Here is a 24,375-nt window from a genome sequence, read left to right on the forward strand (position 1 = left end):
AAGCATAAAACGCTTAGGGCAGAACCCTTCGGGCAGCGTTTGTGAAAACTTTCTCCTGCGTTATCGGCTTCTCATGTAGGCTAGCTACACATCGAAGCCTCTGCCTTGCAGAAAGCTCCCACAAACTGCTGCAAAAATCATCACCAAAGGGCAACAGACCCTTGAGGTTATTTATCAGGCATGCTTACGCCAATCATTTCGTCATTACTAGACACGGATGCCTACAAACTGAATATGCAGCAAGCGATTTTCCACCACTATCCAAATGTGGCGGTATCTGCTGAATTCCATTGCCGAAGCAATGAAAGCCTTGCTGCGCTTAAAGAACGTTTAGAGTTTGAAATTCACGCTCTTGCTGAATTGAAATTTACCGCAGAAGAAATCGCCTACCTCTCTAGTCTTGGGCATTATCAAGGTGACTACCTCGATTTTCTCGGCACATTCTCTTTAAAAGCAGACCAGGTTACCGTTACTATTTTAGACGACCAACTGGCCATTCGTATTGATGGTTCCTGGCTCGATGTCATCCTATGGGAAGTGCCTTTACTTGCTGTTATTTGCGAGTTACGCTGTCACGCAAACTATCCTCATTCAACCTCAGAACAAGCCGTCGAATTACTAAAAACCAAATTGGGCGCGCTTGAGAATGTGAGCGAAGATTTTCACTTTGTCGATTTCGGTACCCGTCGCCGCTTTTCTAAAGCCGTCCATCATGCCATCGTTGAGCATCTATCTCTGAATTGTTCTCATTTTTCAGGAACGTCAAACCTGTTTCTTGCGAAAAAGCATGACATCCCAGCAGTTGGTACTCAGGCACATGAGTGGTTCCAGGCACATCAGCAGTTGACCGGTGATTTAGCTGATTCACAACAACTAGCGTTGCACCGCTGGTTGCAGGAATATCCCGATCGTTTAGGCATTGCCCTCACCGATTGCATTAACATGGATGCTTTTTTGAATGACTTTAACCTGCACCTAAGCCAGAAGTTTGCGGGTTTGCGCCATGATAGCGGCGATCCTATTGAGTGGGGCGAAAAAGCCATTCGTCACTATGAAAGTCTTGGTATCAATCCTTTAGATAAAACACTGATTTTCTCAGATGGACTGACACTGGAAAAAGCCTTGGCTATTCACGCTCACTTTACTGGACGCATCAACACCTCTTTCGGTATTGGCACTCAACTAACCTGCCATTTACCGAATGTTGAAACGCTCAACATCGTGATAAAACTCGTGACTTGTAATGGAAAGCCAGTGGCGAAGATTTCTGATGAACCCGGAAAATCTATCTGCCGGGACGACTCATATTTGGATGCACTAAGAAAAGCGTTCAATATCTGAACAGAGCAAATAACAAAGGGCGCATCAGCGCCCTTTGATATTTTTGTAAGCATTGTTCAATTAAGGTGTTTGTTGCCGTTTCAACACTGCTTCCATACCAAATTGATTATTGGTTAGCGTGAGCGTGTCTGCATCCAGTTCAAACTGCGAGTCTTGTTGACCACCGCGGTAAATCAGTACCAAATGATCATCTTCCAAAATATAAACACCTCGGTGCGTAATAGACTGCCCTTCGGTACCGGATACTCTGACTGAGAATAGAAAATCAGGACGAAGCATCAGTGCCAGTTCAGCCACTCCATCATCAACATCATGCCCTTGAATGACATCGCTATACCAAGCGCCAGAAAGATTGTTTGGCAAAATTTTGGTGAATTTCGCGCCGCGCAGCATCAACTGATTATGGTTAAGTTTGTATTCATGATGTTGGGATTCGCCCTGATCGTCATTTAAAACCAGTATGGATTCATCCAAATCGTAGTAGCCGTTGGCTTCTTCGACTGTGCCATCACGTTTTAATAGTTTTACGTTGAACCGATAGTCAGAGTTAAAGGAGATGTTAATGGCTTTGTATTGATTGTCTTCGCCTTCAGCTTCTTGCTGATCAGGGCTAAACCAATACCAATCGCCGAGGAGCAATGGGAAATCGAATTGGGTCAAATCTGATGCCTTTGCAGGCATAGACAAGCAGAAGAGCACGCTAAACAGGCATAACCACTTCTTCATAAGATTCCCCTTGTCAGGATGGCTGTCTTTATAACTTTAGACGCATATCACTTTTTGAGTGGGGAAAATTAACGTAATACAGAAGATAACTTATTGATATTTTCTATATATACCGAGACCTGTTGGTCTACATAGTCATCGCTATAGCCCTTTCCTCTGCCTGTAACGCATTCATATGAAATGAAACCAGAGGCAAAAAAAGCGGGCATAAAATGCCCGCTTTCGTTTTTGTGTTTTGATTTTTCTCGGTTAGCTATTCAGCTTCTTCGCGAGATCGACTGTGATAGCTGCTGCCTCGTCGAGGTAGGCATCAGGTTCTTCATAATCGTTTGGCACATCATCCAGTGTCTTGAACGGTTTCTCACCAAGCATCTTTTGGCGATCGTTCAATCGAACAAGACGTTTTTTATCGGCTTCTTCCTGCTCTGCAATACGCGCCTTTTCATTCAGAGAGATAACGTTATTGTCTTTGTCCGCTTTGTACTCAGCAATATCACTCATGATAAAACCAAACTCAGCATCTTGCTTAATACGCTGTTGATGCGCGTTGTCCAAAGCACCCACCATTCGACTGATGGTGTCAGTAGATTGGTATGCCGCTGGATTGATGCTGTCCCAAGGCAGAGCATTATCTTCCACACTCTCACCAGTCTCTGACGGATCAATGGCTGTTGGGAATGGAATGTCAGGTACTACGCCTAAGTGTTGAGTGCTTCCACCATCAATTCGGTAGAATTTTTGGATCGTGTATTGAACATGACCTAGCGGCTTATCGAACAAATCGTAGATGTGGTTCAGCGAACGGTGTTGTTGAACTGTTCCCTTACCAAAAGATTGCTCGCCGAGGATCACCGCACGTCCGTAGTCCTGAAGCGCAGCGGCGAAAATTTCTGACGCTGATGCTGAGTAACGGTTGATAAGCACAGTGAGCGGACCATCGTAATAAATGGTGTTATCACTGTCGCTGTTCACTTTCACTCGGCCGTAGCTATCACGCACCTGCACAACCGGACCGTTTTCAATGAACAGCCCCGTTAAAGCAGAAGCTTCGCTTAACGCACCACCACCGTTGTTTCGAAGGTCGATAACAAGACCGGTGACTTTGTCTGCTTTCAGTTTGGCGATTTCTTTCTTGGTGTCTTCCGCCAGACCAACGTAGAAGCTAGGTACAGAAATCACACCCACTTTCTTGTTGTCCTGTTCGATCACTTCAGATTTCACCGCTCGGTCTTCAAGACGGATTTTATCACGCACCAAAGTGACAGTGTAACTCTTCGCATTCGCACCATCAGGCAGGATTTGTAGTAAGACTTTACTTCCCTTTGGCCCTTTGATGAGCTGAACAACATCATCCAATCGCCAGCCAATCACGTCGATAACTTTCTCTTTATCCTGACCAACACCGATGATGCGATCGCCTGGAGACAGTTTTTTCGATTTAGATGCAGGGCCACCTGCCACTAAGGAACGAATCACCGTGAAATCATCTTCTACCTGCAGCACTGCGCCAATACCTTCAAGAGACAGGTTCATCTCTGACTGGAATTGCTCTGCGTTACGAGGAGAAAGATAGCTGGTATGAGGATCAACTTCGCGGGCAAAGGCATTCAGATAAATCTGGAATACATCTTCACTTTTGGTTTGCGTCAATCGCTTAAGTGCATTGTTGTAGCGTTTTGATAACGTTTCCTGAATCTCTGGCCAAGTTTTACCCGCCAGTTTCAAGTTAAGCGCATCATTCTTTACGCGCTGACGCCAAAGCTCGTTAAGCTCAGCGTCGTTCTTTGCCCAAGGCTCTTCGCTGCGATCAATGACCATCTCTTCATCTGCATCAAAGGTAATTTCCTCATCAAGCAGAGCAAGTGCGTATTGATAGCGTTGGAAGCGGCTGCGTAGAGAAGCATTAAAAATATCGTAGGCTGCTGATGTGTCGCCTGAACGGAGTTGTTCGTCCAGAGTCAGTCGCCATTTTGACAGCGCATCGACTTCTTCCTGAGTTAGGAATAAGCGATTGAAATCAAGGGTTTCAAGGTAGCGGTCAAAGACGTTGGCAGAGAATTCGTCATCAAGCTGGAATTGCTTGTAGTGCGACTTTTCAAAGCGGCGAGTGATACGTTTGCTTGCAGTTTCATGCTGAGGCTCAGATACCAAAGTAGGAAGGTCAGCAGCATCGTAATTAGCCTCTAGGGCTTGGGCGGATGCCGCCAGCAGTACACTGGCAGCAATCGCGGAAAAGCGGATTCGACAGATCATGCGTCGAGGGATCTCCTTTACGAACTGAGGTGCTCCGCTTTTACTAGCATGGTCAGGCCATTACTTAAACGAACGCGAACCTCGTCCTTGTTGAGTTCTACGATGGTGGCAGGCATGTTGCCGTTGCCCATATTAACGTTGACGTCTTTACCTACGACAATGTCTTCAGCCTTGAGTTCGCGACGCGGTTCTACAGGCTTCTTATCTAGCTTAGTATTTTTTGACTTAGCTGGTCGAGGTTTTGATGGGTTAGCTGTTGATTTATTTGATTTTGGCGCTCTTTTCGCTTTAGCGTCAGATTTTTTGTCGCCGTTTTTCGCAGCTTGCTCTTTACGACGCTCAGCCGCACGCGCTTTGCTTTCTGCCAGTGCGGTCTGTGCGTGGTCGATATGCTCTTGCTCAAGCTCGCCACAGTCGTTACCGTCCAAATCAACGCGAATCGCACCAGCCTTCACGCCGTATAGGTAACGCCAGGAAGAGGTATATTGGCGCAGTGCAGCGCGGAGCTGAGTTTTACTTACTTTCGGGTCATCAGCAAGACGCTCTGCCAAGTCTTGGAAAATGCCGATTTTCAGAGGACGAGCTTCACCTTCAAGAGTAAAGCATTGCGGGAAACGTTCAGCGATATAGGCAATGACTTGTTTGCTGTTGGCCAGTTTTTCAGTGTTTTCCATTTTTCTTCCTGTCTCTTTGCTCTAGTAAGGGCAATAGAGAGTGTGTACGAGTTAACAAATTAAGTGCTGCGTATTATAGAGACCTGTGATTGAAAAACCACAGAGAAGCTTAAATTTAGAGGTGTTTTTGCAATTCATTGACCAATAAAGTGAGTCCGGTTTCATCCTCTTGATCAAATCTTGCTTTTTTTGGCGAATCTATGTCCAACACGCCAATCAATTTGTTGCCTTGATACAGAGGCAATACGATCTCAGAATTGCTGGCTGCATCACAAGCTATGTGACCTTCGAATTGGTGGACATCCTCTACCCGTTCAACTCCACCGTTTGCATAAGCTGTCCCACAAACACCACGACCGTAGGGAATTCTCACACAAGCAGGTTTGCCCTGAAACGGTCCTAGCACCAGCTCTTTACCATCATCAAGATAGAAGCCCGCCCAATTAATGTCGTCTAATTCCTGAAACAAGAGCGCGCTGATGTTTGACAAATTAGCGATCAGATTCGGCTCGTCTTCTATTAGAGCGACAGCCTGGCGAGTGAGAAGCGAGTAAAAATCCGCTTTGTTTTCCATATGTAGACTACTTCCTTAACGTGCGATGGCCTACGATATGTTGAATCTGCTGGGGATTCAATCGTCGCATTAACGTATGACAGTTTTATCATCTATTACTGTCACTAATAATCCAGCTTAGAAACCACTTTGAAGCTTTGACGCCCGATTATTTCAGGTTGTTTGGGCATAACAGTTTGATTAAGATGCACATTGTATTGAGTATCAGGCACGCGTAAAAATGTGTTGTTTTGGTACCAATAGTGACGCTTGCCTGCCAGGAATGGTCATCTCTGCACGAGTGGTAATACAGGTAGCTCCCAAGGATTGGGTATATTTACACCAGTGACTCTATTTAAGGGGAAGATACGCTATGCATGTGCTGAGATGTGCGTCATGCGATCTGCTACTACATGAAGTGCCTGTGACAAGAGGCTTTAGCGCTCGCTGTCCGCACTGCGATAGCCGGGTGATTAAAAACTCGTCCATCAGTTTATCCGGTGAGCTGGCAATTGCCATCGCAGCGCTGGTGTTGTTCATCCCTGCCCAGCTCTATCCTTTGGTCACCATTAACCTCTTCGGTGTGCCATTCTCAACCACAGTAACCAGCGGCAGTGTCGTTCTTCTGGATACATTTCCTTTTGTTGGCACTTTGGTCATCTTCTGCGTAGCGATTGCCCCGCTTTTATATTTGTTGACCATATTGGCATCGCACTTTTCTCTCTTCATTCGAAATGCCACTGCGCTGAGATACAGCACAAAAATACTGAAATACATCCGCCACTGGGTAATGGTTGATGTGTTCCTGGTTAGCTTGGCGGTGGGTTGCTTTAAAGTGCGGGATTTTGCAGAAGTGAGCCCGGATGCTGGGTTATTAAGTTTCGTCCTGCTCCAAATCCTCACTGCCGTTCTTCTCTCTCGGGTATCTCCAAAACGCTATTGGGATGCTTTTGTTCAATCAAATGAAGCGCGCGAAGAATCTAATGAGGTTAAAGGTGAAGAAGAGACGCTGACCGCTTGCAAACTCTGTGGATTGACACAACATTCCGATCATGAGCACTGCATCCGTTGTGGCACCAAAACCGAACATCGGGTATTCCAAAGCATACAGAAAACCTGGGCTTCTCTACTTGCTGCTGTTGTCTTTATCTTCCCAGCCAACTTCTACCCCATTTCCATTTTGCTGACTAACGGAAAAAGGCTGGAAGACACAATATTCTCGGGTGTTGCCTCCCTCATTAAACAAGGGATGTATGGCATTGCCATCATCATCTTCACTGCCAGTATTATTGTCCCCGTGGCAAAAATTATTTGTCTGGCGTACATCCTGCTTTGTATTCACTTCAAAGTGGAATCAGGCAGGAAGCTTCGAATGAAGCTGTATCGGTTTGTTAAATGGATAGGTAAATGGTCAATGATGGATCTTTGTGTCATTGCCATCATGGTTTCCCTGATTGACCGCGGAAACCTTCTCGATTTCACACCAGGACCTGGTGCTATAGCCTTTGGGCTCGTTGTGGTACTCACTATGATTGCCGCAGAAAGTCTGGATTCTCGACTTATTTGGGACAAGTATGAGCAACGTTGAAGACTCACAAGTCAAAGACCCTGTGATTAAGAAAGACAAAAGTATCTCTCCACTGTGGATTTTCACCCTCTTAGCTTTTGTTCTCGCTGGGTGGCTGCTTTTTAAATCAGTCAATGAAGCCGGTGAACGCATTGAAATCTTCTTTACCGATGCACAAGGTATCGAGGCAGGAAGAACCACCATTCGCTATCAGGGGCTTGAGGTTGGCATTATCCGGAAAGTCACCCTTTCTGATGATCTTAAAAGCATCTCCGCGCAGGCTGAAATTTACCCAGAAGCCAAAAAGATCCTTCGCCAGAATACCGTATTCTGGGTGGTACGCCCTCGTGCATCAATCACTGGCATCAGCGGTTTAGATGCTCTGGTTACGGGTAACTACATCGCGGTGCAGCCTGGCACAGGTGACGAACGAAATACCTTCGTTGCCGCCGATGAGCCACCGGTCAATGCATTCGGCGATGATGGACTGCTGATTCAGCTACAAGCACCAGATCTTGGCTCTATCAGCGTAGGCTCTGGCGTTTACTACAAAAAAATCCGTGTGGGCGAAGTCATTGATTACCGTCTAACTTCGGACAAACAAGGTGTGACACTGTCACTCAACATCAAGAATGAATATGCCAAATTGGTGACAAAGGCATCGAAATTCTGGAATGTCAGCGGTGTTGAAGCCGATATTGGTATTGGCGGTGTTGAAGTCAGCATTGAAAACCTCGCTTCGGTGATCGCCGGAGGCATTGCTTTCGATTCTCCGCCAGAAAGCAAACCAGCTGAACCTTTGGCCATGTATTCGTTGTATCGCTCTATCAACGACACGGACCGCGGTATTATGGTTACGATTAATCTGCCTGATAACCACGGTATTACAAATCCAGAAGCCCCTATTCTTTTCCAAGGGCTGGAAGTTGGTCGATTAAGCGGCATTCACTTCAATGAAGATTTTAGTGGCACAGAGGCCACTGCCAACATCAACCCATCCATGGCTTGGCTGCTGAAAACAGGAAGCGAATTTCTCATTGAGAAGCCAGAAATCAGTCTCGCAGGCGTTAAGCGTCTATCGAATCTCATCACTGGCAACACACTGTCGATCAAGCCCGGACAAGGTGATGATGCCAAAGTGTTCGCTGCCAAAACACAATCCGATTTAATCGAAGAAGATCCCCGCTCTCTACTCGTCACTGTCACAGCGGAGACCAGTTGGGGGTTAAAAGCGGGTACTAAGGTGCTATATCGTGGTGTTCAGGTGGGTTTTGTAAAAGGTACAAAACTAAGTGATCAAGAAGTTAAACTGGAACTGGTCGTGTATCCCGACTACAAGCATCTGGTAAAAAGCGGCTCCAAGTTCTTTATTCTTGGCGGTGCCACTGGGCAAATTAACGCTGAAGGCATTGAGTTTAGCATTCCGACCGTCGCTCAAATGGTGGAACCGGCGATCAGCTTTACCAGCGCTGGCGAAAACACGCCTCTTGCCGAGTATCCATTGTTTAAATCTGACATTCAGGCTCGTAACGCTCAAAAAGCCACCAAAGGCTTTCAACGCTTCACCCTGATTGCAGACAAACTCCCTTCAGTGTCTGAAGGCAGTCCTGTCATGTATAAGAACTTCACTGTCGGTAAAATTGAACGTTTTGAGCTGACTCAATCTCGAGTGGAAGTGACGATTCAGATTGAAAACCGTTATCGCCATTTGGTCACCAGCAATACCGTTTTCTGGAATCATTCCGGCGTCGACATCGAAGCGGGTTTAAGTGGCGTGAAGATCGACACTGGTTCATTGAAGTCTATTGTCTCCGGCGGTATTTCTTTTGGAGATATCAATGGCATCGAAAACCGTAACGGGAAAGACTGGAAGCTCTATGACAGCCTGACGGATGCACAAAACCACGGCCTCAAATTGACCTTCTCTGCCGATGATGCAAGTGGTCTTGCGAAAGGCAGCAAAATCAAGTTCCAGGGCGTTGACGTGGGTGAAGTCACCTCTTTAGCGCCGGCATTCCAAACGGAAGGTGTCACCATCAAAGCGATGATTTATCCTGAGTTTTCCGGAAAACTGGCGCGAGCCACCAGCTATTTCTGGGTGGCACAGCCTTCACTGAGTTTGACCAAAACAGAAAATCTGGACTCTTTGTTCGGCTCATACATCTCTGTGGTACCGGGCAAAGGCGACAAACGCGACAACTTCCAGCTTCATAAATCAGCGGAATATTCTGGTGGCTTGTCGCTGGTGTTAGAAAGCGAAAACCGCGGCTCAGTGAGTGTCGGCACCCCTATTCTCTTCCGAGACTTTGAAGTTGGCGCGGTTACGGCAGTCCGATTGGGCCGCTTTGCTGACCGCGTCTTAATGGAAGTAAAAATCAGTGATGATTACAAACACCTGATACGCAACAACACCGTGTTCTGGAATCAGTCCGGTGTCGATGTTTCTATCGGTATCACAGGCGCAAATATTCGAAGCGGAACGTTGGAAAGCATCCTCAAAGGTGGCATCGCGTTCGCTACACCGCCGGGAGATAAACTGGCGAAGCCTGCCCGTTCTGACCAACACTTCCTTCTTCATAAAGCACCAGAGGAAGATTGGACTTCCTGGCGAACAGCCATTCCCTATTTCTAAGTCAGTTATCCTGATACAGCGCGGGCTTTGTCCCGCGCTTTTTTATGCAGTAAGCCGAGGTTCTTACTGGTTTCTCAACGCTAATCCTTTTACACTTCGCAGTTCAGTAAATGCCAGCAAGAGACCTTTCAGGTGCATCCAAATATCAAGATCCCAGAGTCGTTCCTAAATCAAATTGAACAGATTCTGCCTTCTCACCTTTCTATGACTGATTTCATCGAGTCGTGTAAACGCCCTCTTCGAAGAAGCCTTCGCGTGAATACGCTGAAAATCTCGGTGGAAGATTTTCTTGAACGTGCCAATGAGAAAGGCTGGAATCTTTCGCCTGTGCCGTGGTGTGACACAGGGTTTTGGCTGGATGACTACGACGAAGACAATGTACCTCTGGGAAACACCGCAGAGCACATGGCCGGCCTGTTCTACATTCAGGAAGCCAGTTCAATGCTGCCTGTCACCGCATTGCTGGAAAATGACATCACATTGAACCGTGTTCTGGATATGGCAGCCGCACCAGGCTCCAAGACCACGCAAATCGCAGCAGCTTTGAACAATGAAGGTCTTCTGGTTGCCAATGAATACTCGGCGAGCCGAGTCAAAGTACTTCATGCCAACTTACTTCGCTGTGGTGTGGTGAATTCAGCGCTGACTAACTACGATGGCCGTGTGTTTGGTGACTGGTTACCAGAAACTTTTGACGCGATCTTGCTCGATGCACCATGTTCCGGTGAAGGGACGATCAGGAAAGATGCTGACGCATTCAGCAACTGGAGTCTGGAATCCGTGCAAGACATCGCGAATACCCAGCGTGATCTGATTGTGAGTGCCTTCCACGCTCTGAAACCGGGCGGCACCATGGTGTACTCGACATGTACGCTTAATCACGATGAAAACCAACATATCTGCCATTTCATCAAAGACACTTTTGGTGATGCTGTCGAATTTGTTTCCCTGGATGACCTTTTTGAAGGTGCTGCTGCTGCCTGCACAGAAGAAGGCTTCCTGCATGTGTTTCCGCAGATTTTCGACAGCGAGGGATTTTTCGTTGCTCGCCTGAAGAAAACGGACAGCGTCGGCTCTGAAATGGTGAAAAAGCGTCCACGTAAATTTCCATTCCAAAAGGCCAAAACAAAAGAGGCTGATGCGGTAGTGAAAGCATTGGATGACACTCTGGGACTTTCCGTTCCTCAATCATCGAACGTGTGGCTGCGTGATAAAGAAGTGTGGATTTTCCCGGAACAGGTCGAAGATATTCTTCCTGAAATCAAATTTGATCGCATTGGTTTAAAGCTCGCAGAAGCCCATAAGAAAGGATACCGCTGGCAGCATGAGACCATCATGGCTTTAGCGAAAGGAAACGAGCCAAAGTGTGTTGAGCTGTCTGTGGCTGACGCTAAAGAATGGTATATGGGCAGGGATATTAGACCAGAAGGCCTGACAGATTCTGGTGAAGTCATCGTTTGTTACCGTCGTCAACCGATTGGTATCGGTAAATGGGTAGGCAACCGAATCAAAAATGGCCTTCCAAGAGAGTTAGTTAGAGACGTCAATTTATTTATTGAATAGACGATCCCTAAATTCTCATTCATGACACGCCGCGAGAGCCTTGCGCCAGCTAAATTTTGAAGTGTTACAAATCTCCATTTAAACCAGTTAGCGCAAGGCTCTTACGAGCCATTCCCCTAAGCCCGGAACAGGAATCGTTCCGGGCTCTTTTTATCTGACGTTCTTCAACGGAAATCAGTCACAAAAAAGGCCGCTTTCGCGACCTTTCTTTACTCCCTTTCTACCTGCATTACTTAATCAGGTAGATGCCATCTTTCTCGATGCGGATTCTGCGCTCTTTGTACAATCCACCGATGGTTTTCTTGAACGTCGCCTTACTGGTGCGGAACAATTCAAAAATCTGGTCTGGGCTGCTCTTGTCAGTCACCGGCAGGAAGCCACCTTTACGCTCTAGAGTGCGAACAATTTTGTCAGAAAGGTCGTCGACTTTACCTTTACCCAGTTTCTGCAATGACAGGTCAATTTTGCCGTCTTCACGAATCTGCTTGATGTAGGCCTTCAGGCTCTTACCAATAAACAGCTTTCCAAAGACTTCTGACTTGAACAGCAGGCCCCAATGGGCGTCATTCACAGCACACTTGTAGCCAAGCTCGGTTTCTTCCGCCACGGTCACATGAACCTGATCGCCTTTCTTATAGCGCGCAGGGGTTTTGTCGAGAAACTTATTAAACTTGGTGGAGCCAACGATACGCCCTGACGCATTATCAACGTAAAGGAAAACCAGATAGTCTCTTCCTTCCTGCATTTTAATGCGCTGTTCGCTGAACGGAACCAACAGGTCTTTTGGCAAACCCCAATTCAAAAACGCCCCAACACTCGTCGTGTTGACACATTTCAGCTTCGCGAATTGTCCGACCTGCGCCAATGGCTTTTCGGTGGTTGCAATCACATCGTCTTCAGAGTCAAAGTAGATGAACACTTCAATCTCATCGCCAATTTGCGTGCCTTTTGGCACATAGCGTTTTGGCAGCAGAATATTGCCGTATTCCTGTCCGCCGTCTACGAATACGCCGAACTCGACTTCTTTCACCACGGTAAGGTGATTCATCTGACCGATTTTAATCATGGATGTATTGCTCGTTGGTTTTTTAGGGTCTGTTGGCCGCAGTATACGAGATTTACTGGCTGATAGTTGCAGTAATTTGATGACAAAAGCTTGATTGGTTCTTTATTGGGCGGGAATGATTGCCAAGCTTGCAACGAAAAAACGCCACGACAATGCGTGGCGCTCAAAACAGTTGATATTCAGAAAGACAATCTACTGATAAATCAGTTCTACATTGGCCCCTTCCGCCAATTCGATAATCGCTTTGTCAGACTCTTGAGCAAGGATCTGAACCGGCTTATCAGCTAATTGCGTCTTACGAACCGTGTCGCGGATCAGGCTCTTTACTGCTTCATTGTGTTTGCTGAATGTATACGGTAGCGCTTCGTCACCAAAGTCCACCGCCAGCGTAAATGCTGCTAGATTATCGACATCAATGATGATGCCGTCGAAATACGCAAGCAAAGCCTCAGCCAGCACGGCATTAGCAGGTAACTGGCATGCCAGAAGCACTTTCAGACCGTTTGCGCCCCGACAAAGACCCTGCTCTGCCAGCAAATCAATCATGGTAGCAGCTTCACTGGATGTACGAACAAAAGGAACAACGACTTCCACAGGAAGCTTCTTGTCCTGAATCGCCTTTTTAAGCACCTCGCACTCAAAAATAAATCCGGGTTTACCTGCTTTGCTCGCATAGCGCGAAACACCACGCAGTCCCATCGCGGGGTTTGCTTCCTCAGGCTCGGAATCTGCGCCTTGCATTTGTTTTAACGCCAGCGCGCTTTGGTCGTTCAGCATGACACGAAATGGTCGGTCTGTGTTCGCTTTATAAGCACTTTCGAGCAAGGACACTAATTTGTCCTTCGTCGCATTACTGTCATCTAATGCTGACGGATGAGTTCCGATGGCATTGATATACAATTCACCGAGAGAGACCAGTCCAAACGACGTGTCGTGACCTTCCAGTTGAGAGGAGTTCTTAAAAACGTGGGAATAGGTTAAATCCATTTGAGACATAGCGCACCAATACTGCCTTGTAGAAACTTAAGTGCCTGTTGTGGCAAGAAAATGATGGTTTATCGACGCCGATTCTTCGCAAGCGACTGATTTTCGTCCATCCAGAGGAAAACATACCACAGAGCCCTTTTGTTACAAGAGAAATCCGAGATGAATTTTCGATTCCGGATGACCGCACAAAGCTCGGTTGTTTACGAATCTTTCCGGTCAAAACAAATGCAATAGAAAGAATAAATCGCTGAAAGACCACATCATGGCTTTTCTGACACCGATTTTTTGCTATCTTACTGCCTTCGCAAGAACACCGACGTAAGGAAGGCAGAGCCCATGCCGATTAAAACTGACGAACTAAGAACGCAACCTGTTGACACTCTGCCAACCCCAGCAGAAGTGGAAGCAGAATCCCCACTTACAGACAGTGTTGCTCAAGACATCGCCGAAGCCCGTAAACAAGCTGAAGATATTCTTACTGGCCGCGACAACCGACTCCTTGTCGTTGTTGGTCCATGTTCTATCCATGATCCAGATGCGGGTCTGGACTACGCAAAACGCCTTAAAGTGCTGGCAGACCAACACAAAGAAACACTTCACATTGTCATGCGTACCTATTTCGAAAAACCACGCACTGTTGTGGGCTGGAAAGGCATGATCAATGACCCAGATCTCGATGGCAGCTGTAACCTTCGCAAAGGCCTGTTCAAAGCCCGTAAATTTCTGCTGGATGTGAACAAGCTGGGCCTGCCTACTGCAACCGAGTTCCTGGACATGATTACCGGACAATACATTGCAGACTTGGTGACCTGGGGAGCCATTGGCGCACGTACGACGGAATCACAAATCCACCGTGAAATGGCATCTGCGTTGTCATGCCCGGTTGGCTTTAAAAACGGCACCGATGGGAACATTAAAATTGCCATTGATGCGATTCGTTCAAGCCAAACGTCTCATCTATTCTGCTCACCGGACAAAAATGGCGTCATGACCATCTACCGCACCAGCGGCAACCCTTATGGTCACGTTATCCTCCGCGGTGGACATCAGCCGAACTACCACAAAGCTGATGTTGAGAGTGCTGCAGCGAACTTGTCTGAAATTGGTCTGACACCCCGCCTTGTGGTGGACTTCAGTCACGCAAACTGTGAGAAACAGCACCGTCGTCAATTAGATGTTGCTGCAGACATTTGCAACCAACTGGTCGAAGGCGACACTTTCATCGCTGGTATCATGGCGGAGAGTTTCATCGAAGAAGGTAACCAAGCCGCTGATAAAGACAACTTGTGCGACCTTACGTATGGCAAGTCCATCACAGACCCATGTCTTGGCTGGAACGACACTGAAAAAATGCTGCAGATGCTTTCTGACGCTATTGCGAAACGTAATTCACGCTAAACAAGTGTGTGTGATAAGCTCAACCTTCAGTTAAATATCAGGAAATTACTATGCCTTCTTTTGATATCGTTTCAGAGATCGATACCGTTGAGTTGAAAAACGCCGTAGACAACGCGAAACGCGAACTGGCTACCCGTTTTGACTTTCGTAACGTAGACGCAAGCTTTGAACTCAACAAAGAAGTCGTGAAAGTCTCTGCTGAATCTGACTTTCAGGTTAACCAAATGATGGATATCCTTCGCGGTAACCTAGCCAAACGCGGTGTTGATGCCCGCGCGATGGAACCAAAAGACATGGTTCACTCAGGTAAGACTTTCTTCAGCGATGTGCATTTCAAGAACGGCATCGAAGCCGACGTCGCGAAGAAAATCGTCAAGCTGATTAAAGAGGCCAAGATTAAGGTTCAAGCTCAGATTCAGGGTGAGAAGCTTCGCGTAACCGGTAAAAAGCGTGACGACCTTCAAGCAGCAATGCAGGTTGTCCGTGAAGCTGATTTGGGTCAGCCATTCCAGTTCGATAACTTCAGAGACTAACCCAGCCTAACGAGTAAAAAGCCATTTGCCTTTCGGTGAATGGCTTTTTTTGTTGATAACGAGGACGCTTAACATGACAAACATTGTTTATATCGCGACCAGCCTTGACGGTTACATCGCAGACAAAGACGGCGGCTTAGATTGGTTACACAGCATTCCGAACCCTGAACAATCAGATTTTGGCTGGGCAGAATTTATGGCTGGTATTGATGGGTTGGTAATGGGCAGAACCACTTTTGAAACAGTATTGGGATTTGACTGTGATTGGCCATATACCAAACCCGTGTTTGTGCTCAGCAATACTATGAATGAAATCCCTGACTCCCATAAAGATAAAGCTTTTTTGGTTTCAGGATCACTGTCGGAGATCCTTAAAAGCCTCAATGAGCAAGGTTTCAAGAATCTTTACATCGATGGCGGAAAGACGATTCAAAGCTTTCTGTCGGAAGACCTGATTGATGAACTCGTCATCACCCAAATTCCTGTATTGCTGGGCGGCGGCTCAAGACTGTTTGGCGATCTGGAGCACAGGCAACAGTTTGAGTTGGTCAAAAGTGAAGTGCTGATTGACGCGATGGTGAAGTCTCACTTTAAACGCGTGAGATAAGCCATCCAGAAAGAGGCCTGAGCCCATTGCAGGCCTCTTATGGGATCATGTCCTTACCTAACATCAATCACGCGGCTGGCTTTTTTGTATTGCACCTTCCACCCGTTCCAAGACGGCAATTCCCATCGTTTAGGCCCGTCTTTTCTGGTGCCGCCGACATGATGCACCACCACAGTCCGTTTTCCTTTTTGATACTCAACATCAAGCTTCAATTCAGCAAGCGTCAGTTCCAGCGGGTATTTTTCGGCAAAATCATCAAACTCCCACGATGGAATGCCCTCAAAGACAAAATCATCACCATCAATAAGCTCAAGATCATCGACTGATTCAACGCCCAAATCCTTCAGAGCTTTCTCAAGCCATGACAATACATCTACCTGCGGGCGATTGGCGGTATCTTCCAATGATTGATAGAGGTTCCAGTATTTCACCTCTTTCGTTAAACGCTCGCCCGTCCCCTCGAGAAGTTCACCATGAAGGATTTGTGTCGCCAGCGCACGGATGAGGGTTTCCCCCTGAGCGGCTTTTCTGTATTCGCCAATGACCCTTCCTGCATAAATGCGCTCGATAACATCAACCACCACACCTTCGCTGTCATCAAACTCAGACACGGATTCTTCACCTAACCCAGCATCAACAAGCCAACCGAACGGAACCGATGCCATGCAGGTTGCGTAAGAGGTTGTCTGTTTCACACCGCGTCCCGCCAAGTGAAACTGATCAAACACTATGGCTGCCTGGGGCTCCGCAAGGAAATCACTATCTCGACTTAAAGTGACTTCATTAAAGCCATTACCAAAGGCTTGCTGACGTTTTTCGCGCCGGACATAAGCTAATTCTGAAGACACCGACAACACATTTTTTAGAAATGCTTCCCGATGAAACCGACTCGCGACTTCCCATTGAGGCAACTCTAATGCTTCACGTATCGAGGCAGAGAGCCGCCTTGCCTCATCCAGCGCAACCTCATCAACATCAATAATTTCAGCGGGTTGCTCGCCACGAAGCACTGCAATAGATGTGACAACGTCACATGAATGGGTATTCCAACGGCGATAATCGTCCAGTACTAGCTCACCAGCTTTGCGCCTCCAGACTGTCATCGGTGTTTGCAGTATTGCAGCGAGATCAATCATGGCTTCGGTGTTGGATTTGCTGTCCATGCCTGAAATGAGATGGGCGAAAAGGCTATCAATCGGCAAGGGATAAAGGCGCTGACCATGCATGGTGATCTTGCCAGATTCATCAATGGCACCCATTTGAGTCAACCTTGTTTTTGCAATGTGCATCGACTTATCTGGGAGTTTGGAGAGAAAGTTCAGATCTTCCAGCATATAGCCACAACACGCTGCCGCAAGCATGGTCTCAGTAAGGTCTTCCCTTTCCAATTCTGGTGGCGTAAAGGCCTCCAGAGGTGCATGTTCCCCGAATAACCGTTCACAATATCCAGCAGCAACTCGGCCTGCCCGTCCGGCACGCTGTTTGGCGCTTGCTCTTGATATCGCGTGCAGAGCCAAAGCTGTACGCCCATTTCTCTGATGCGTGCGGCGCTCCATGCCGGAGTCAATCACAGTCACGATTCCTGGAATCGTCAGTGATGTTTCAGCCACATTCGTTGCCAACACCACTCGTTGATTTTCCGACTGGTGCAAAGCACGAAACCGGTCAGAGTCAGACACAGATGCATGCAAAGGGATGACGTCTGCATCCAGTGTTTTCAACATTGATTGGCACTGGCTGATTTCCTTTTTACCAGGCAGAAAAACCAACACATCTCCACCCCTCTCCAGCGCCCTTTCAACAATCGGCTTAATACGATTCTCAATCGATTTTCCCGACGGCATATGCTGGGAGTCGAGTGCATGGTGATATGTAGTGACACCGTAACTCCTTGCGCTTGCGATAAGCACTTTGGCGTTGAAATAGGCTTCAAGACGCTGGTTATCAAGGGTCGCAGACGTAATGATCAAACGGTGCTGATTATGCTTTACCAACAACGCAGCAAGTAAATCAGTCTCCGAGCGACGTTCGTGAAACTCATCAATCATCACCACATCGAAATCTTTCAGCTTATCTTCGCTAAACCAGCGCAGCACCACGCCAGGTGTGGCAAATACCACCTCAGAGTTTTCCTGAAAGCGGTAATCAAATTTGATGGCATAGCCAACCCGTTCTCCCACTTGGCTGTTCAATGTATCAGCGACGAATCCAGCCAAACTGGTGCAGGCGACCCGACGAGGTTCAATCACCAATACCCGACCGAATTTTGTGGCCCACACTGGCAGGCGGGTCGATTTACCTGTTCCAGTATCCGCCTGAACGATTAGGTTGGAGTCGCAGAGAATGTGTTCAACGTCTTGTTGAATGCTATCGATAGGAAGTGTGAGGTTTTTTCCGTCAGTCATGACTTTTTCTATGCGTTTCTGGTTTGTTGAGAGTGTATACCCAAACAACCTGAAGATGCAGGATTCAGCGAGATTGACTGGCGTTGTGATCGCGGCGTTCCTTTGCAGGTGTAGCCATCTCCATCAAAAAGGAACAACAAAGAGCACGGCGTCAGTCAACTCGCCCGGAGGGAGTCCATCAATGCGCCCACTTCTTTGTTAAATACCACGGAAATAGAACGACTATTCCTCGTGGTATTTGCCTCGAATTGAACGCATTGGTGGCCTCTGAATGCGAGCATCTTCAGGTCGTTTGGGTATACCCCAATTCCCCTGAACTCTGTGTGTATGTGTCGTTTTCCACCCCTTGCGTTTGCATCAGCTCACCTTTTCCTGCTCAGTTGCTCGTTTAAAACAAAATGCGCTTGAATACCAAAGGTTAACAACACTACACTTTCACGCCTTATACTTTAGTATTAATCACCTTCTGAAAGAACAGAGTTGTCTTCTCAATGCATAATCAAAAACGTCCTCTCTATATCCCTTACGCGGGCCCAGCACTACTGGAAACGCCTCTCCTGAATAAAGGCAGTGCATTTTCTGTCGAAGAACGCATGTTCTTTAACCTTGAAGGCCTTTTGCCGGAAGCGATTGAGTCTATCGAAGAACAAGCCGAGCGTGCCTACAAGCAGTACCTCCGTTTCGAAAACGATATGGATAAACATATCTATCTTCGAAATATTCAGGACACCAACGAAACCCTGTTCTATCGACTGGTTAACAGCCACATTTCTGAGATGATGCCAATCATCTACACCCCGACAGTTGGCGCAGCATGCGAAAACTTCTCTGAAATCTACCGTCGTGGCCGTGGTTTGTTTATCTCTTACCCGAACCGTTACCGCATCGATGAAATGCTCAACAACGCTTCGCGCCACAACGTGAAAGTCATCGTTGTAACGGATGGCGAACGCATTCTGGGTCTTGGTGATCAGGGTATCGGCGGCATGGGTATTCCAATCGGTAAGCTTGCACTTTACACCGCATGTGGAGGTATCAGTCCAGCCTATACGCTTCCAATTGTTCTGGATGTTGGCACCAATAACCCTCAGCGCCTTTCTGACCCTATGTATATGGGTTGGCGTCATACCCGCGTGACGGGTCAAGATTACGATGATTTCATCGAAGAGTTTATCCAGGCAGTACAACGTCGTTGGCCTGATGCATTGATTCAATTTGAGGATTTCGCGCAGAAGAATGCGATGCCAATCCTTGAGCGATACAAAGACCGCGTATGTTGTTTTAACGATGACATTCAAGGTACTGCAGCCGTAACCGTTGGTTCGCTGATTGCGGCTTGTAAAGCTGCGGGCACCAAGCTTTCCGAGCAGCGCATTACCTTCCTGGGTGCAGGTTCAGCGGGTTGCGGTATCGCAGAAGCGATCATTGCGCAGATGGTGTCTGAAGGCATCACTGATGGTGAAGCGCGTGAGCGTGTGTTCATGGTTGACCGTTGGGGTCTGCTGTTGGATTCCATGCCAAACCTGCTCGATTTCCAGCAGAAGCTGGTTCAGAAGTCATCTGCGATCAAAGACTGGGAACTGCAAGACCAAAATGTTTCGCTACTCGATGTGGTTCAGAATGCGAAACCTACCGTTCTTATCGGTGTTTCTGGTGCACCAGGTCTGTTCAGCGAAGAAGTCATTAAAGCGATGCACGCCAACTGCGAACGCCCTATTGTGTTCCCACTGTCTAACCCAACCAGCCGTGTCGAAGCGACGCCGTTTGATATCCTTCGCTGGACAAACGGTGAAGCTCTGGTAGCAACCGGTAGTCCATTTGAGCCTGTTGTTCTGGATGGCGGTAAAACCTTCACCATTGCACAGTGCAACAACAGCTACATTTTCCCAGGCATCGGTCTGGGTGTGTTGGCGGCTGAAGCGAAGCGTGTCACTGACGAAATGCTGATGGAATCCAGCCGCGCGTTGGCAGAGTGTTCTCCACTGGCCAAGTTTGGTCGCGGCCCACTGTTGCCTGCGCTGGAAGAGATTCACTCTGTATCCCGCCAAATTGCATTGGCAGTGGCGAAGAAAGCCATTGAGCAGGGTGTCGCCTTGGAACTGACGGAAGATGCATTGCAAGAACGTATCGATGCTATTTTCTGGCAGCCTAAGTACCGTCAGTACAAACGCACGTCGTTCTAATCTCTCTATCTGCGCCATTTGAAACAACCTCTGCTTTTGCGGAGGTTGTTTTTGTTATTTCTCTCAATTTGGTTTAACCTGCTGTTTCTTCCGCTGATATTTAATTCCCCTTACTGTGATGTCATTGCGTAAAGCGTCTTTTGTAATCATGACTCTTGTTGTCGCCTCACTTGTTGCTATCGCAGCAATGGATTTCTGGGTGACATTTCAGGCAAAAGACCGCATCTACAATTCCGTCGATAACACACCAAATCGCCATATCGGTTTGGTGCTCGGTACCAGCAAGTACATCGGCAGAACACTGAACCCTTATTACACCTATCGCATTGAAGCCGCACAGGAGCTCTATCTCAGTAAAAAAGTTGAGGTGATGCTGCTCAGTGGCGACAACGCTCACCGCTCTTATAACGAACCTTGGACGATGAAACGGGACATGCTGAAAGCTGGGATCCCGGATGATCGCATCTTCCTCGACTATGCAGGCTTCCGCACGCTGGACTCCATTATTCGCGCTAAGAAGGTGTTTGATGCAGACGAATTCACCCTCGTTACCCAAGCATTCCACTGCGAGCGAGCCCTTTTCATCGCTGACTATTACGATATTGATGCTATCTGTCTGGCCGTTCCAAGCCCCGGCGGCACAGCAGGCATGAAAATCCGCGCCCGCGAAACCTTGGCGCGTGTTAAGGCTGTGTTAGACATTTATGTATTAAACGAACAACCCAAGTTCCTTGGACCAAAAGAAAGCATTCCCACCGAAACACTTTCTGACAATTAGATAACCACTGTTACTCCGCCAGTAAAGTGATGGGTAGGTTTCCACCCATTCCAAAAACATCAGCTCCCAGTTTTAAACATCCGCGCAACATCTTGTTAATCCTGAGGCTTCCGCCTCTCTCACCCTTTGGTTCTTTCAGCAATAATGCACCCACAAAGAGCGATATGCTCGATAGCGGAAACCTTGATTCATCGTTTCCACCAAAACAAGAAAGTTGCCCTACTTATATATGAAGGAAGCCCATATGACAGCATTAACCCTTGCTTTCAAAGATTGGCTGTTTAACAGAAACAGTTTGATCCTCCTTGCAGACATTGCACTCTTTTTCATCCTGATGAATGTCTTACCGTTTGAAGAAAACGTCGTTATCGGCCTGTCCATGATGGTCTTTATCGCTGTACTTTGGCTAACCGAAGCCCTGCATGTCAGCATCACTGCCCTGCTCGTTCCCTTGATGGCAGTCGTACTGGGTGTATTCAAAACCCCCGCCGCACTGGCAAACTTTGCCAACCCAATTATTTTCCTTTTCCTCGGCGGTTTTGCTCTGGCTGCGGCGCTTCATGTACAAAAGCTTGACCAAGCGATTGCCGATAAAGTGTTGGTATTGGCAAAAGGCCGTATGAGCGTAGCCGTGCTGATGCTGTTTGGTGTAACTGCGGGCCTTTCCATGTGGATCTCAAACACTGCAACGACAGCCATGATGCTTCCTCTGGTACTGGGTGTACTGAGCAAGGTTAACGCTAAATCTGAGCGTGGCACTTATGTTTTTGTTCTACTGGGTATTGCTTACTGTGCAAGTATCGGCGGTATCGCGACTATCGTGGGTAGCCCGCCAAACGCGATCGCTGCGGCAGAAGTTAACCTGAACTTTGCACAATGGATGAAGCTTGGCCTTCCGATCACGCTGACGCTGCTTCCTCTCACTATCGCAGTGCTTTACTTCCTGACGAAACCAAACCTAAACCACACGTTTGAACTCAACCACAAACCTATCGAATGGACGAACGGTCGTCGTCTGACACTGGCCATCTTCGCTTTCACTGCTTTCTGCTGGATTTTCAGCAAGCCAATCAACCAAATGCTAGGCGGCCTAAGCAAGTTTGACTCGCTGGTTGCGCTGACTGCTATCATCCTGTTGGGTGCAACCCGTGTGGTGAAATGGAAAGACATTGAGAAAACGACTGATTGGGGCATCTTGCTGCTGTTCGGTGGTGGCTTAACACTGAGTAACGTACTGAAAGCGACTGGAACCAGCGTATTCCTTGCGGAATCTCTGAGTGGTTTCTTATCAAGCGCAGGCATCTTCTTCACTCTACTGACCGTTGTTGCTTTCGTGGTGTTTCTGACTGAATTTGCAAGTAACACGGCAAGTGCGGCGCTTCTGGTGCCAGTCTTCGCCACAGTCGCTGAAGCACTGGGTGTGTCTCCGGTCGTGCTGTCAGCCTTGATTGCTGTCGCTGCTTCGTGTGCATTCATGCTGCCTGTTGCCACACCACCTAACGCAATTGTGTTCGGTTCTGGTCATATCAAACAATCAGAAATGATGCGTGCCGGTAGCTACCTGAACGTTGTCGCCATCATTGTTCTGGCTATGTTTGCCTGGATGTTCTGGTAATTAGAACAAGCCACCGTAAACCATCCCCCTAAGTGGCCTTCGGGCCACTTTTTTGTTTTAAATCACTTCCTGCTAACACTCGTTTGTTTCAACCCTGTAACGGGAGTAAACTGCTTTTATTATTACGAGAAAAAGAGAAACTCATGCCATTTGCAGAAATTACTGGCTGGGGAAAGTGTTTACCTCAGGCAGAACTTACTAACAACGACCTCAGCACCTTCATCGAAACTTCCGACGAATGGATTTCAAGCAGAACCGGCATCAGTAGCCGCCGCATTAGCCACGTAAATACATCTGATATGGCCGCCGTCGCTGGCAAACATGCGCTGGCAGCGGCAGGCATTGAAGGCAAAGACCTCGACCTGATTATCGTCGCCACTTGCTCTCCTGACACCCTGATCCCAAACATTGCTTCTAAAGTACAGCTTGAACTAGGTGCCAAAAAAGCCGCAGCTTTTGACCTAAACGCAGCGTGTACCGGCTTCTTGTATTCACTTGAAACCGCTACCCGCATGATTCAATCAGGCAACTATCAGCATGCACTAGTGATTGGTGCCGAACGCCTAACTTGGTATCTCGATTGGAGCAAACGAGATACGGCCGTACTGTTTGGTGATGGTGCCGGTGCTGTCATCCTCAGCAAAACGGATAAAGAAGTCGGCTTACTCGACGCGCAACTCGGCTGTGATTCAGAAGGTCGTGATGTGTTAGCCATTCCAGAGTTTGGTACTGCGATGCCGCGCTTCGAACAAGACAATGGTTATTTTGATTTCAACTTTGTTGGGCGTGAAATTTTTAAGCGCGCGGTAAAAGGTATGGGGTCGGCTGCTGGTACAGTGCTTTCACGTTCGAGCATGACGCCGGAAGATATCAATGTTGTTATTCCGCACCAAGCTAACAAACGCATTATCGAAGCGCTTTGCGATCATGCAAAGATCCCGCTAGAGAAAGCATTTATCAACATCCACAAGTACGGTAACACTTCTGCGGCAACCATTCCAATCGCGCTTTGTGAAGCGGTGGAAGAAGGCCGAGTTCAGCCAAACAATACCCTGCTGATGGCCGCTTTCGGTGCTGGCCTGACTTGGGGTGCTGGTGTGCTTCGCTGGGGTGACCGTGTGACGCCTATCAGCCAATCGGATGCTGCGCTTCCAGAACCCGAAACCAACGCACTGGGATTGCTGGAAGAGGCTATCGCGCTCTGTAAAGCGAACGCTGAAAAGTAAGAATCACTGATTACATAATACCCAAACAACCTGAAGATGCAGGATTCAGCGAGATTGACTGACGTTGTGCTCGCGGCGTTCCTTTGCAGGTGTAGTCATCTCCATCAAAAAGGAACAACAAAGGGCACGGCGTCAGTCAACTCCCCCGAAGGGAGGCCCTCAATGCGCCCACTTCATCATTAAATTCCACGGAAATAGAACGACTATTCCTCGCGAAATTTGCCTCGAATTGAACGCATTGATGACCTCTGAACTCAAGCATCTTCAG

Annotated in this window: 18 protein-coding genes; 11 read left to right on the top strand and 7 right to left on the bottom strand. The window is 47.6% G+C overall.

What is annotated here, in order from left to right; translation table 11 throughout:
* Positions 1-180 precede the first annotated feature (180 nt).
* Positions 181-1,341, top strand: coding sequence for a nicotinate phosphoribosyltransferase (gene pncB, locus D515_RS13820; protein ID WP_002539354.1), 1,161 nt, complete (start codon positions 181-183; stop codon positions 1,339-1,341).
* A 60-nt stretch (positions 1,342-1,401) separates the two neighbouring features.
* Here the strand turns inward: pncB and D515_RS13825 are convergent, their stop codons facing one another.
* The 4 genes from D515_RS13825 to D515_RS13840 form a co-directional block, all read right to left on the bottom strand.
* Entirely contained in the window at positions 1,402-2,067 is a 666-nt protein-coding gene (locus D515_RS13825) for a lipocalin family protein (protein ID WP_002539355.1), read from the bottom strand.
* Positions 2,068-2,316: 249 nt separating this feature from the next.
* Entirely contained in the window at positions 2,317-4,320 is a 2,004-nt protein-coding gene (gene prc, locus D515_RS13830) for a carboxy terminal-processing peptidase (RefSeq protein ID WP_002539357.1), read from the bottom strand.
* 17 nt (positions 4,321-4,337) lie between these two features.
* Positions 4,338-4,994: an RNA chaperone ProQ gene (gene proQ / locus D515_RS13835; protein WP_002539359.1), complete on the bottom strand. Its 657-nt coding sequence runs from the start codon at positions 4,992-4,994 to the stop codon at positions 4,338-4,340.
* Positions 4,995-5,109: 115 nt separating this feature from the next.
* A complete protein-coding gene (locus tag D515_RS13840; RefSeq protein ID WP_002539360.1) occupies positions 5,110-5,568 on the bottom strand; it encodes a GAF domain-containing protein in 459 nt (152 codons plus the stop codon).
* A 352-nt stretch (positions 5,569-5,920) separates the two neighbouring features.
* Here D515_RS13840 and D515_RS13845 point away from each other — a divergent pair, with 352 nt between their 5' ends.
* From D515_RS13845 to rsmF, 3 genes are all read left to right on the top strand, one after another.
* A complete protein-coding gene (locus tag D515_RS13845; protein ID WP_039850115.1) occupies positions 5,921-7,135 on the top strand; it encodes a paraquat-inducible protein A in 1,215 nt (404 codons plus the stop codon).
* Positions 7,122-9,746, top strand: coding sequence for a PqiB family protein (locus tag D515_RS13850; RefSeq protein WP_002539364.1), 2,625 nt, complete (start codon positions 7,122-7,124; stop codon positions 9,744-9,746). Before D515_RS13845 ends, D515_RS13850 begins: the two co-directional genes overlap by 14 nt.
* 132 nt (positions 9,747-9,878) lie before the next feature.
* A complete protein-coding gene (rsmF, locus tag D515_RS13855) occupies positions 9,879-11,309 on the top strand; it encodes a 16S rRNA (cytosine(1407)-C(5))-methyltransferase RsmF (protein WP_002539365.1) in 1,431 nt (476 codons plus the stop codon).
* Positions 11,310-11,538: 229 nt separating this feature from the next.
* Here the strand turns inward: rsmF and D515_RS13860 are convergent, their stop codons facing one another.
* On the bottom strand, positions 11,539-12,375 hold the full coding sequence (locus D515_RS13860) for a CvfB family protein (protein WP_002539366.1): 837 nt from the start codon (positions 12,373-12,375) through the stop codon (positions 11,539-11,541).
* Positions 12,376-12,567: 192 nt separating this feature from the next.
* Entirely contained in the window at positions 12,568-13,371 is an 804-nt protein-coding gene (locus D515_RS13865; RefSeq protein WP_039850116.1) for a putative PEP-binding protein, read from the bottom strand.
* A 327-nt stretch (positions 13,372-13,698) separates the two neighbouring features.
* Here D515_RS13865 and D515_RS13870 point away from each other — a divergent pair, with 327 nt between their 5' ends.
* The 3 genes from D515_RS13870 to D515_RS13880 all read left to right on the top strand — a co-directional run bounded on the left by D515_RS13870 (position 13,699) and on the right by D515_RS13880 (position 15,900).
* Positions 13,699-14,760: a 3-deoxy-7-phosphoheptulonate synthase gene (locus D515_RS13870; protein ID WP_002539369.1), complete on the top strand. Its 1,062-nt coding sequence runs from the start codon at positions 13,699-13,701 to the stop codon at positions 14,758-14,760.
* Positions 14,761-14,810: 50 nt separating this feature from the next.
* On the top strand, positions 14,811-15,293 hold the full coding sequence (locus tag D515_RS13875) for a YajQ family cyclic di-GMP-binding protein (protein ID WP_002539371.1): 483 nt from the start codon (positions 14,811-14,813) through the stop codon (positions 15,291-15,293).
* A gap of 73 nt (positions 15,294-15,366) precedes the next feature.
* On the top strand, positions 15,367-15,900 hold the full coding sequence (locus D515_RS13880; RefSeq protein WP_002539372.1) for a dihydrofolate reductase family protein: 534 nt from the start codon (positions 15,367-15,369) through the stop codon (positions 15,898-15,900).
* A 53-nt stretch (positions 15,901-15,953) separates the two neighbouring features.
* Here D515_RS13880 and D515_RS13885 read toward each other — a convergent pair whose 3' ends face one another.
* Entirely contained in the window at positions 15,954-18,305 is a 2,352-nt protein-coding gene (locus D515_RS13885) for a helicase-related protein (RefSeq protein WP_002539373.1), read from the bottom strand.
* Between the two features lie 491 nt (positions 18,306-18,796).
* On the opposite strand from D515_RS13885, the gene D515_RS13890 reads away from it, so the two are divergent.
* The 4 genes from D515_RS13890 (at position 18,797) to D515_RS13905 (ending at position 24,107) form a co-directional block, all read left to right on the top strand.
* Positions 18,797-20,488, top strand: coding sequence for an NAD-dependent malic enzyme (locus D515_RS13890; RefSeq protein WP_002539374.1), 1,692 nt, complete (start codon positions 18,797-18,799; stop codon positions 20,486-20,488).
* Between the two features lie 118 nt (positions 20,489-20,606).
* Complete coding sequence (locus D515_RS13895; RefSeq protein WP_039850117.1) at positions 20,607-21,266, top strand: SanA/YdcF family protein; 660 nt, start codon at positions 20,607-20,609, stop codon at positions 21,264-21,266.
* Positions 21,267-21,510: 244 nt separating this feature from the next.
* Positions 21,511-22,881, top strand: a complete 1,371-nt coding sequence (locus D515_RS13900) for an SLC13 family permease (protein ID WP_002539376.1) — start codon at positions 21,511-21,513, stop codon at positions 22,879-22,881.
* Positions 22,882-23,024: 143 nt separating this feature from the next.
* Entirely contained in the window at positions 23,025-24,107 is a 1,083-nt protein-coding gene (locus D515_RS13905; protein WP_002539377.1) for a ketoacyl-ACP synthase III, read from the top strand.
* Positions 24,108-24,375: the final 268 nt, after the last annotated feature.

Origin of the sequence: Grimontia indica (genome assembly GCF_000333895.2) — a bacterium.
In the GTDB taxonomy this organism is placed as follows: Bacteria; Pseudomonadota; Gammaproteobacteria; order Enterobacterales; family Vibrionaceae; genus Enterovibrio; species Enterovibrio indicus.

Excerpts from the sequence above, each read along its gene's own strand:
- pncB (WP_002539354.1), top strand. The coding sequence starts at position 181 with ATGCTTACGCCAATCATTTCGTCATTACTAGACACGGATGCCTACAAA.
- D515_RS13825 (WP_002539355.1), bottom strand. The coding sequence starts at position 2,067 with ATGAAGAAGTGGTTATGCCTGTTTAGCGTGCTCTTCTGCTTGTCTATG.
- prc (WP_002539357.1), bottom strand. The coding sequence starts at position 4,320 with ATGATCTGTCGAATCCGCTTTTCCGCGATTGCTGCCAGTGTACTGCTG.
- proQ (WP_002539359.1), bottom strand. The coding sequence starts at position 4,994 with ATGGAAAACACTGAAAAACTGGCCAACAGCAAACAAGTCATTGCCTAT.
- D515_RS13840 (WP_002539360.1), bottom strand. The coding sequence starts at position 5,568 with ATGGAAAACAAAGCGGATTTTTACTCGCTTCTCACTCGCCAGGCTGTC.
- D515_RS13845 (WP_039850115.1), top strand. The coding sequence starts at position 5,921 with ATGCATGTGCTGAGATGTGCGTCATGCGATCTGCTACTACATGAAGTG.
- D515_RS13850 (WP_002539364.1), top strand. The coding sequence starts at position 7,122 with ATGAGCAACGTTGAAGACTCACAAGTCAAAGACCCTGTGATTAAGAAA.
- D515_RS13860 (WP_002539366.1), bottom strand. The coding sequence starts at position 12,375 with ATGATTAAAATCGGTCAGATGAATCACCTTACCGTGGTGAAAGAAGTC.
- D515_RS13865 (WP_039850116.1), bottom strand. The coding sequence starts at position 13,371 with ATGTCTCAAATGGATTTAACCTATTCCCACGTTTTTAAGAACTCCTCT.
- D515_RS13870 (WP_002539369.1), top strand. The coding sequence starts at position 13,699 with ATGCCGATTAAAACTGACGAACTAAGAACGCAACCTGTTGACACTCTG.
- D515_RS13875 (WP_002539371.1), top strand. The coding sequence starts at position 14,811 with ATGCCTTCTTTTGATATCGTTTCAGAGATCGATACCGTTGAGTTGAAA.
- D515_RS13880 (WP_002539372.1), top strand. The coding sequence starts at position 15,367 with ATGACAAACATTGTTTATATCGCGACCAGCCTTGACGGTTACATCGCA.
- D515_RS13885 (WP_002539373.1), bottom strand. The coding sequence starts at position 18,305 with ATGACTGACGGAAAAAACCTCACACTTCCTATCGATAGCATTCAACAA.
- D515_RS13890 (WP_002539374.1), top strand. The coding sequence starts at position 18,797 with ATGCATAATCAAAAACGTCCTCTCTATATCCCTTACGCGGGCCCAGCA.
- D515_RS13895 (WP_039850117.1), top strand. The coding sequence starts at position 20,607 with ATGTCATTGCGTAAAGCGTCTTTTGTAATCATGACTCTTGTTGTCGCC.
- D515_RS13900 (WP_002539376.1), top strand. The coding sequence starts at position 21,511 with ATGACAGCATTAACCCTTGCTTTCAAAGATTGGCTGTTTAACAGAAAC.
- D515_RS13905 (WP_002539377.1), top strand. The coding sequence starts at position 23,025 with ATGCCATTTGCAGAAATTACTGGCTGGGGAAAGTGTTTACCTCAGGCA.